Consider the following 7,823-nt stretch of genomic DNA (forward strand, 5'->3'; position numbering starts at 1 on the left):
CATCCAAAAAACACTCCCTAGGCCTCCGCTAGCGGCCCGCCGGGTCCGCCGCCGGCCGGACCTTCCGCACGAGGGTCGTGGTGCTGTCGAGGACGGTGCCGTCGGCGCCGGTCGGCGCCACCTCCGGCACCCGGGTGCCGTGCCGGTCGACCAGGGTCGAGTGCTCCTCCCCCGGGGCGAAGGCGTGGCGCTCCGCCCACTGCCGCAGGGTCAGGATGACCGGGAAGAGGTCGCGTCCGGCGGCCGTGAGGACGTACTCCCGGCGGCGGCCCGAGGGCGCGGTGCGCTGGTCGAGGATGCCGCGGGCGGTGAGCCTGCGCAGCCGGTCGGTCAGGATGTTGCGGGCGATGCCCGTGCGGCGCTGGAACTCGGTGAACGACCGCGCCCCGTCCATCGCGTCGCGGACGACGAGCAGGCTCCACCGGTCGCCGACGAGGTCGAGCGAGCGGGCGACGGGGCAGTCCGGGTCGGTCCAGTCGGGGGTGGTCCGGTCGGCGTCCGGGGGGCGCTCGGTGCTGCGCGGCATGGCACCTCCTGATCGGTTGCGGAACAAGACCATTGTGGCCTACCGTCGAAACGGTTTCAAAATGCTACTGATCAACGGGGTGGGCGATGGACGGGTGGCGGCGGGCTCTGCTCGCGGTGGTGTGCGGTGTCGCGGTGGCGGGCGTCTACGCCGCGCAGCCGGTCCTGGAGCCGATGGCGCGCGACCTCGGCGTGCCGGCGGCGCGGGCGGGGTGGATCGTCGCGGTGGGCCAGGTCGGCTACCTGGCGGGGCTGGTGCTGCTGGTGCCGCTCGGGGACCTGGTCGACCGGCGACGCCTCATCGCCGCGCACCTGGCGGCGATCGCGGCGGGCGCCGCCGTCACGGCCGCGGCGCCCGGCGCCTGGGCGGCGTTCGCGGGGCTCGTGGTGGCGGGGCTGTTCGCGGTCGTGGTGCAGACCGCCGTGGCCTACGCCGCGTCGTCCGCGCCGCCGGAGCACCGCGGACGGACCATCGGCGTCGTCACGTCGGGCGTCGTGGTCGGCATCCTGGGCGCGCGGGTCGCCGCCGGCGCGCTCGCCGACGCGTGGGGCTGGCGGAGCGTCTACGCCGTGCTCGCGGCGCTGGCGTTCGGGCTCGCGGTCCTCGCCGCCGCCGCACTGCCGCCGGAGCGGCGCTCCGGCCGGACCGCGCGCTACCGGGACGCCCTCACCGCGCTCGGCGGACTGTTCGGCCGGCGCCTCTTCCTGACGCGCGGACTCATCGCGTTCTTCCTGTTCGCGTCGTTCGGGACGCTGTGGAGCGGACTGTCCCTGCCCCTGGCGGACGCGCCGTGGCGGCTGGACGAAGGGCGGATCGGGCTGTTCGGGATCATCGGGCTCGTCGGTGCGCTCGGCGCGGCGCGTGCGGGGCGGTGGGCGGACGCGGGCCGGGCGGGCCGGGCCACCGGTGCCGCGCTCGCCGTGCTGCTGCTCTCGTGGGCGGCGATCGCCCAGCTGCCGTGGTCCCTGTGGCTCCTCGCCGCCGGGATCGTGGCGCTCGACTTCGCGGTCCAGGCCGTGCACGTCGGCAACCAGCACCTGCTCACCGCCGCTTACCGGGACCGGCCCAGCGCCGCCATCGGCGGCTACATGGTCTTCTACGCGCTCGGCTCCGCGCTGGGCGCGGCCGCGACCACCGCCGTCGGCGCCGTCCACGGCTGGGTCGGCTCCAGCCTGCTGGGGGCCGGGTTCGCGGCCTGCGCCCTGGCCGTCTGGGCGGTCGACCGGGGGGTTCCCGCCGCTCGGGCGGACACGCGGGCGGCCGAGTGGGCGGCCCCCTCGGCGGACGCCCCCGGAGGCCGGTGAGCGCTCCCCGGCCCCGGCGGTCCGCCGTCGGGGCGGCATATCGGTCAGGTTCTATATCGGGGAATCGGCGTACCTATTTGTCGACACGTCGACCCGGGGCGGCGCCGCCGGGGCCGGGGACACGCGAGGGGGCCGGCCACCGTGTGGTGGCCGGCCCCCTCGCCGGGCGTCGTCCGCGCCGCTAGACCCAGCGGGCCTCGGGGCGGGTACGTCCGTTGTCGTCGGTGACCAGGACCCAGTTCATCGTCGGCCGCACGGGCGCGACGGCGTCCTCCAGGGACGGGCGCGGCTGCGGGGCCGCGGTGGTCCACGGGCCGCGCGCGGGACCCGTGGCCCGGCGGGTGGCCAGGCCGCGGCTGCGGCGGCGGGCGGGAGCGGGGCGGCTGGTCTGCGACGCCGGTATGACCTTGCGAGCCATGGCGGCACCCCCTTGTTCGTCTATCCGATAATCGAAGTTAACCCGTCGTTCACCTTCACGTCAATTCGGATTCGCCGGGCGGGACCTCCGTGACCGGGCATTTCGGGTCCCCGCGTACCCGGTGACCTGTCAAGGTGAACAACAGGTGAACAAAACGAGGCGCCCGCCTGTCGGCGGGCGCCTCGGGGTCGAGCGGGTCGCGGTGGACGTGCGGAACCTACGCGTCGGGGTCCTTGAAGATCAGCCCGACCACTTCCAGGTAGAGCTGCTCCGGGTAGGGCACGAAGTTGATCCGGCTCAGGGCCTGGTCCTGACCGGCCGACTCCATGACGAACGTGCCGTAGCCGAGGAACCGGCCGACCAGCGTGCGCTCGAAGCGCATGTCCGTGACCTTGCCCAGCGGCATCATGTTGACCTGGCGGGTGATCAGCCCGGTGGTCAGCAGCAGCCGCTGCGACGTGACGACGAAGTAGTCGACCGACCACTCCGCCACCCGCCACACGAACCAGACGAGGATGAGCAGCCACACCCACCAGATCACGGCGAGCGCGGCCGAGTTGTCGGACAGCGGGGTGTTGCTGAGGATGCCCGCGACGATGAGCGCGCCGAGGACCGTGGCGACCGGCGTGATGAGGATCGCCGGGTGGCGGCGGATCGTGACCACGTCCTGCTCATAGGGCAGGAGGTACCGGTTGACCGATGCCGGGGCACGGTTGGGCGGGGCGACGAGCCTCATGGCCGGACGCGCCCTACGCGCTCAGGGCGTTGACGAAGCGGGACAGCGACTCGGCCGCGGACATCAGACCGCCCAGACCGGTCTCGATGACCCCCGCGGCGCTTTCCGGCTGAGTGAGCAGATAAAACGCGACGAACGCGATGAGGGCATACCCCAGCCATTTCTTCAACTTCGCCATGACCGACTCCCCAAGAATGCGGCTGACCCACTGACCCAAGCTGATTGTTACACCGACGCCGGGGCGCGTAAAGCCGGTTCGGGCTCATCGGCGTGGCGCCACGCGCGTGGCGCGTGTGGTCCTGGTCACTCCGCGTCGCGGCGGGTGCCGGTCAGCCGCGCTCGGCGAACGCCATGGCGAGCACCTGGAGGTGCTGCCGGGCGATGCGTTCGACCAGGTCCGGGGTCGCCCGGCCGGTGACGTCCAGCGCGCCCTGGCGCGCGGCGTCGACGCAGCGCGCGACGGTGTCCTCGGCGTGCACGCCGGCGAACTCGGAGTTCAACCGGTCGAGGACGTCCGCGTAGTCGCGCGGCGGTGCGGTGGTCTTCTCGGGCATCTCACTCCTTGAGGGCAGGGTGGATGGGTGGCACTCCGTACCCAAGTATGCGCTTTGGGTGATCGCTGCGGCGATCGGGGGGTGGTTTCGGACATCGACCGGGCGGCCGCGGGAGAGGACGGGGTCGGCGCGAAGGGCGGCCGGGCGGGAGGCTCCGCACCTCATGATCGCCGCGGCTGATCTCGGCGGCGTCTCGAAACGAATTAGGCAGATCAAAAATTCGGGTGTGACTCCAGCCGATTCACGTGCGGCAGGGGACCAGTGGGCACGGTGAGGTCGTTCCCTTGTTTTCGGTCGTTCATTCAAGCGAGATCCGGAAAGATACAAAAAAGCGTCCGACCGGGTGACCGGTCGGACGCGGCGGCCGCCCGCGCGGAGCCGTCCCGGCCCCGCGCACGCGCCGTCAGACGCAGCCGTACAGCCGGTCCCCGGCGTCACCCAGGCCGGGCAGGATGAAGCCGTCCTCGTTCAGGCGCTCGTCCACGGCGGCCGTGACCACGCGCAGCGTCGCCCCGTGGTCCTCGCCCAGGCCGTCGGCGAGCCGGGACTCCACCGCGGTCAGCCCCTCCGGCGCGGCGAGCAGGCAGATCGCGGTGATGTGGTCGGCGCCGCGCTCGACCAGCAGCCGCAGCGCCGCCGCCAGCGTGCCGCCGGTCGCCAGCATCGGGTCCAGGACGTAGCACTGCCGGCCCGACAGGTCGGCGGGCAGGCGGTCGGCGTACGTGGCGGGCTGCAGCGTCGACTCGTCGCGCGCCATGCCGAGGAAGCCGACCTCGGCGGTCGGCAGCAGCCGCGTCATCCCGTCGAGCATGCCCAGCCCGGCCCGCAGGATGGGCACGACCAGCGGCGTGGGGCGGGTCAGCTGCGTCCCGGTCGTCGGCGTCAGCGGGGTGTCGACCGTCACCTCGGCCACGCGCACGTCCCGCGTCGCCTCGTAGGCGAGCAGGGTGACCAGCTCGTCGGTGAGGCGCCGGAACGTCGGCGAATCGGTGCGCACGTCGCGCAGCGTGGTCAGCTTGTGGGCGACGAGCGGGTGGTCGACGACCAGGGTCTCCATGAATACTCCGGGTGAGCTGGGCAAACGTGGCAAATTCGACTCCCGAGTCTAACGACGGCCCGGCGGTGGCCGGACGGCCCCGGCCCGGACGCCGGCCGCCGCGCGCCGCGCCCGGGGGCACCGCGCCGGCGACGAATGGGCGTCGAGTTGGCCATACCGTTCTGCCCGCGCCGGGATGTCCGTTCTAATAGGACGTGTGAGCGCGGACTTCTATCACGGAGACAGCTCCCCTGGGGGAGACCGGGCCCTGCACGACAGTGGCCGCTACGATGACGCCGCACCGGGCGATCTGCGATCCTGGCCGGATCACGGCCGGGCTGGTGGGGTGACGATGACGGATCTCGAACAGGACGACGACGACGGTGCCGGCGACTTCGCGGCCGTCGCCTACCGCGAAGAGGAGCTCTGGGACGTCTACCTGCTCCCGGTCGCCCTCACGCGCGACTTCGGCGGACTGCTGCACGCGTTGCACCAGCAGCCCAGTATCAGCGGGGCCATCGGCCTGGTGGCGGTGGGCGACGACTTCTTCGTGATCGTCCGGGTCTACGGGCGCGACGACGTGAGCGTCTTCCTCTCCGACGTCACGGCGTCGGTCGACTGGCCGGTGGCGCGCGAGGTGCTGGAGTACCTCGACATCGACGTCCCCGACGACGAGGACCTCGACCAGGTCCTGCCGGCGGGCGACCTGTCGATCCTGGCCGACCTCGGGCTGGACGAGATGGAGCTGGGGGCGCTCGCCGGCGACCTCGACCTCTATCCCGACGAGGTCCTGGCCAGCATCTCCGAACGCCTCGGATTCCAGCAGTCCTTCCAGCGTGCCGTGGACGGTATGGGGTAAGGAGAACGCGGCGCAGCCGCGACACAGGGACGGGAGAACAGCGCGGTGTCGATCTTCGCAGCGGTCTTTTCCCGGGCATCGGGCGAGTGGCGGGGAGCCGAGGCCGATCTGGCGGACGCCGCCAGCATCGACGACGTCGCCGACCTCATGCGCGACGTCGCGGCGGCCGAGGAACCCGCCGCCGCCGAGGGCAGCATGGTGCTGTTCCTCGAAGCGGACGACGAGTGGTTCGCCGTCGTGCGGGTGGACGACCACGCCGATCCCCGGGTGTTCCTCTCCGACGTGCGCGCCGTCCACGAGTACCCCGTGGCGGCGCTGCTCCTCGACAGCGGTGAGATCCAGGCGCCCGAGCAGGCCGAGGGCACCGGCCAGAAGCCCTACCCCGTCGCCGGCGGCGACCCCGACCTCCTGGCCGACTTCGGCGTCCCCGCTCCCGTCCTGGGCTCCCTGACGTCCGGCGGCGGCCTCCTCCCCGGCGACGTCCTCGCCGAGATCGCCGACCGCGCCGGCTTCGCCGACGACCTCGACGCGCTGCGCGTCTGACCCGTGCCCGCCACCCCGCCCGGCCCCCCGGACCGCCCCGCCCCGGACCCCGGCGACCGTCCGGCCGCCGCGCCGGACCACGCCGCCGCGCCGCCGTCCTCCCCCCGCCGCGCCGCGCCCGACCCCGGCCCGCCCGCCGGCCCCCGCGCCGTGCGGGAGCGCGTCGACGCCGCCCTGCTGCGCGCCCTCGCCGAGAGCGAGCGCACCGCCGGCAGCGGCGACGTCCCCGTGGGCGCGGTCGTGCTCGACCCCGCCGGGGAGGTGATCGGCGCGGGGTGCAACGAGCGCGAGGCGACGGGCGACCCCACCGCGCACGCCGAGGTGGTCGCCCTGCGCGCCGCCGCCCGCGCGCTGGGGTCGTGGCGGCTCACGGGGTGCACGCTCGCCGTCACGCTCGAACCGTGCACCATGTGCGCGGGCGCCATCGTGCTGGCCCGGATCGGCCTCCTGGCCTACGGCGCCCGCGACCCCAAGGCCGGCGCCGCCGGCTCGCTGTGGGACGTCGTCCGCGACCGCCGCCTCAACCACCGCCCCGAGGTCTTCCCCCCGGACCTCGTCGACGCGGACATCGCCGCCCGCTGCGGCGCGGTCCTCACCGATTTCTTCGCACACCGCCGGATCCGGTAGAGTGGTCGGCGGTGGAGTCGCCTAGTGGCCGATGGCGCTCGCCTCGAAAGCGAGTAAGGGGCAACCCTTCGTGGGTTCAAATCCCACCTCCACCGCCACACCCGCCCGTTCACCCAGGTGAACGGGCGGTTTTTTCATGCCCGGGGGCCGCCCCCGCCATTCCCGCGCCGCACACGCGGCCGGTCGGGCCGGGGCCGCCGCTCGGCCGCGTGTGCGGCGGGCCGTCAGGGCCCGGTCACCTCGGCGGTGGAGGAGCTGTCCATCGCGCCGATCAGGGCGAAGTCCCGGGCCAGGCCGGTGCGGTGCATGTCGTGCAGCTCGGAGCGGTCGAACTCCGTCCCGACGCCGAGGGGCCCGGCGGAGGTCGCCCACTGGATGTCCGCGTCCCCGTCCATATCCGACTGGAACGAGTAGTACGTCGCGACGTTGGTCCCGGTCTGGACCTTGTAGGTCCACTCGCCGCCGGGGTCCTTGGGCGGCTCCACCGTCACCTTGCCGTGGGTGTAGTAGTTCCAGTCGCCCATGGTCTGCTGCCAGTTGGAGTCCGCGTAGGTGAACTCCGAGTTGTCCTCGCTGAGGCCGAAGGACTCCCACTGGCTCTTCACCGGGAAGGTGATCGGCCCGTTCAGTTCGTCCGGCGGGATCTGCTTGGCCTGCTCGATCGCCCGCCGCCCGATGTCGTGCTGCTGGGCGGTGACGGCCTCCTGGAACTCGGGCACGTCCCGCATGAGCTGCGCGACGTCGACCTCCATCGTGTCGCCGCTGCCCTCCAGCCAGTGCCGCAGGGCGTCCTCGGCGTTCGGGAGGAGCGGGGTGCTCTCGTCGAGCCACTCGCCCACGTCGTCGCGGGCGGTCTCGATGTCGTGCTCCGTGCACAGGGTCCACTCGTTGCAGCCGGAGACGTCGCCCAGGTCGCTCGCGTTGTAGGAGTCCTGGGACCGCGCCACCTGGGCCTCCTCCGGGTAGTCCCGGTACGGTAGCGGGGCGCCGTTGTCGTGCGGCATCGGTCCGCTGGGGGTGCACAGCGGGTCGCACCCCTGCAGTTGCAGGTCGGGCAGGCGGTCCCAGTCCTGGCGTTCCTCGCTGTTGTCGTCCTCGGGCTCGGCGATGATCCCGGCCATCGTCGTCAGGCCGCCCTCCTCCGCCGGGTCGAGCGCCGCGCCGGTGTCCGGGTCGACGCCGATGCCGGGGTCCTCGGCGTCCGCGCAGCCGGTGTCCCC

At 73.2% G+C, this 7,823-nt stretch carries 11 protein-coding genes and 1 tRNA gene; 5 read left to right on the forward strand and 7 right to left on the reverse strand.

What is annotated here, in order from left to right; translation table 11 throughout:
- Positions 1 to 28: 28 nt before the first annotated feature.
- A complete protein-coding gene (locus NT8_RS25635) occupies positions 29 to 526 on the reverse strand; it encodes a winged helix-turn-helix transcriptional regulator (RefSeq protein ID WP_067974908.1) in 498 nt (165 codons plus the stop codon).
- An 86-nt stretch (positions 527 to 612) separates the two neighbouring features.
- Here NT8_RS25635 and NT8_RS25640 point away from each other — a divergent pair, with 86 nt between their 5' ends.
- On the forward strand, positions 613 to 1,830 hold the full coding sequence (locus NT8_RS25640) for an MFS transporter (protein WP_067974910.1): 1,218 nt from the start codon (positions 613 to 615) through the stop codon (positions 1,828 to 1,830).
- 181 nt (positions 1,831 to 2,011) lie between these two features.
- Here NT8_RS25640 and NT8_RS25645 read toward each other — a convergent pair whose 3' ends face one another.
- The 5 genes from NT8_RS25645 to upp form a co-directional block, all read right to left on the reverse strand.
- Entirely contained in the window at positions 2,012 to 2,248 is a 237-nt protein-coding gene (locus NT8_RS25645; protein ID WP_067974911.1) for a hypothetical protein, read from the reverse strand.
- Between the two features lie 217 nt (positions 2,249 to 2,465).
- Positions 2,466 to 2,984, reverse strand: coding sequence for a PH domain-containing protein (locus NT8_RS25650; RefSeq protein WP_067974913.1), 519 nt, complete (start codon positions 2,982 to 2,984; stop codon positions 2,466 to 2,468).
- 13 nt (positions 2,985 to 2,997) lie between these two features.
- Positions 2,998 to 3,162 carry a hypothetical protein gene (locus NT8_RS30110; RefSeq protein ID WP_017620566.1) on the reverse strand — a complete coding sequence of 55 codons (165 nt, stop codon included), beginning with the start codon at positions 3,160 to 3,162 and terminating at the stop codon, positions 2,998 to 3,000.
- Positions 3,163 to 3,313: 151 nt separating this feature from the next.
- The gene (locus NT8_RS25655) at positions 3,314 to 3,538 is read right to left on the reverse strand and encodes a hypothetical protein (protein WP_067974917.1); all 225 of its coding nucleotides are present in this window, start codon (positions 3,536 to 3,538) and stop codon (positions 3,314 to 3,316) included.
- Between the two features lie 403 nt (positions 3,539 to 3,941).
- The gene (gene upp / locus NT8_RS25660) at positions 3,942 to 4,595 is read right to left on the reverse strand and encodes a uracil phosphoribosyltransferase (protein WP_067974920.1); all 654 of its coding nucleotides are present in this window, start codon (positions 4,593 to 4,595) and stop codon (positions 3,942 to 3,944) included.
- 331 nt (positions 4,596 to 4,926) lie between these two features.
- Here upp and NT8_RS25665 point away from each other — a divergent pair, with 331 nt between their 5' ends.
- From NT8_RS25665 to NT8_RS25680, 4 genes are all read left to right on the forward strand, one after another.
- Positions 4,927 to 5,433, forward strand: a complete 507-nt coding sequence (locus NT8_RS25665) for a tRNA adenosine deaminase-associated protein (RefSeq protein ID WP_067974922.1) — start codon at positions 4,927 to 4,929, stop codon at positions 5,431 to 5,433.
- A 45-nt stretch (positions 5,434 to 5,478) separates the two neighbouring features.
- A complete protein-coding gene (locus NT8_RS25670) occupies positions 5,479 to 5,976 on the forward strand; it encodes a tRNA adenosine deaminase-associated protein (RefSeq protein ID WP_067974924.1) in 498 nt (165 codons plus the stop codon).
- Positions 5,977 to 6,126: 150 nt separating this feature from the next.
- The gene (locus NT8_RS25675) at positions 6,127 to 6,603 is read left to right on the forward strand and encodes a nucleoside deaminase (RefSeq protein ID WP_067974929.1); all 477 of its coding nucleotides are present in this window, start codon (positions 6,127 to 6,129) and stop codon (positions 6,601 to 6,603) included.
- A gap of 10 nt (positions 6,604 to 6,613) precedes the next feature.
- Positions 6,614 to 6,701 (forward strand) — tRNA-Ser (locus tag NT8_RS25680).
- A 126-nt stretch (positions 6,702 to 6,827) separates the two neighbouring features.
- Here NT8_RS25680 and NT8_RS30115 read toward each other — a convergent pair.
- A partial coding sequence (locus NT8_RS30115; RefSeq protein WP_067974926.1) for a hypothetical protein occupies positions 6,828 to 7,823 on the reverse strand: 996 nt, incomplete at its 5' end.

Source organism: Nocardiopsis trehalosi NBRC 14201 (genome assembly GCF_001552555.1).
GTDB classification, from domain to species: domain Bacteria; phylum Actinomycetota; class Actinomycetes; order Streptosporangiales; family Streptosporangiaceae; genus Nocardiopsis_B; species Nocardiopsis_B trehalosi.

Coding starts and splice junctions, on each gene's coding strand:
- NT8_RS25665 (WP_067974922.1), top strand. CDS start 4,927: ATGACGGATCTCGAACAGGACGACGACGACGGTGCCGGCGACTTCGCG.
- upp (WP_067974920.1), bottom strand. CDS start 4,595: ATGGAGACCCTGGTCGTCGACCACCCGCTCGTCGCCCACAAGCTGACC.
- NT8_RS25640 (WP_067974910.1), top strand. CDS start 613: ATGGACGGGTGGCGGCGGGCTCTGCTCGCGGTGGTGTGCGGTGTCGCG.
- NT8_RS30110 (WP_017620566.1), bottom strand. CDS start 3,162: ATGGCGAAGTTGAAGAAATGGCTGGGGTATGCCCTCATCGCGTTCGTC.
- NT8_RS25645 (WP_067974911.1), bottom strand. CDS start 2,248: ATGGCTCGCAAGGTCATACCGGCGTCGCAGACCAGCCGCCCCGCTCCC.
- NT8_RS25650 (WP_067974913.1), bottom strand. CDS start 2,984: ATGAGGCTCGTCGCCCCGCCCAACCGTGCCCCGGCATCGGTCAACCGG.
- NT8_RS25655 (WP_067974917.1), bottom strand. CDS start 3,538: ATGCCCGAGAAGACCACCGCACCGCCGCGCGACTACGCGGACGTCCTC.
- NT8_RS25635 (WP_067974908.1), bottom strand. CDS start 526: ATGCCGCGCAGCACCGAGCGCCCCCCGGACGCCGACCGGACCACCCCC.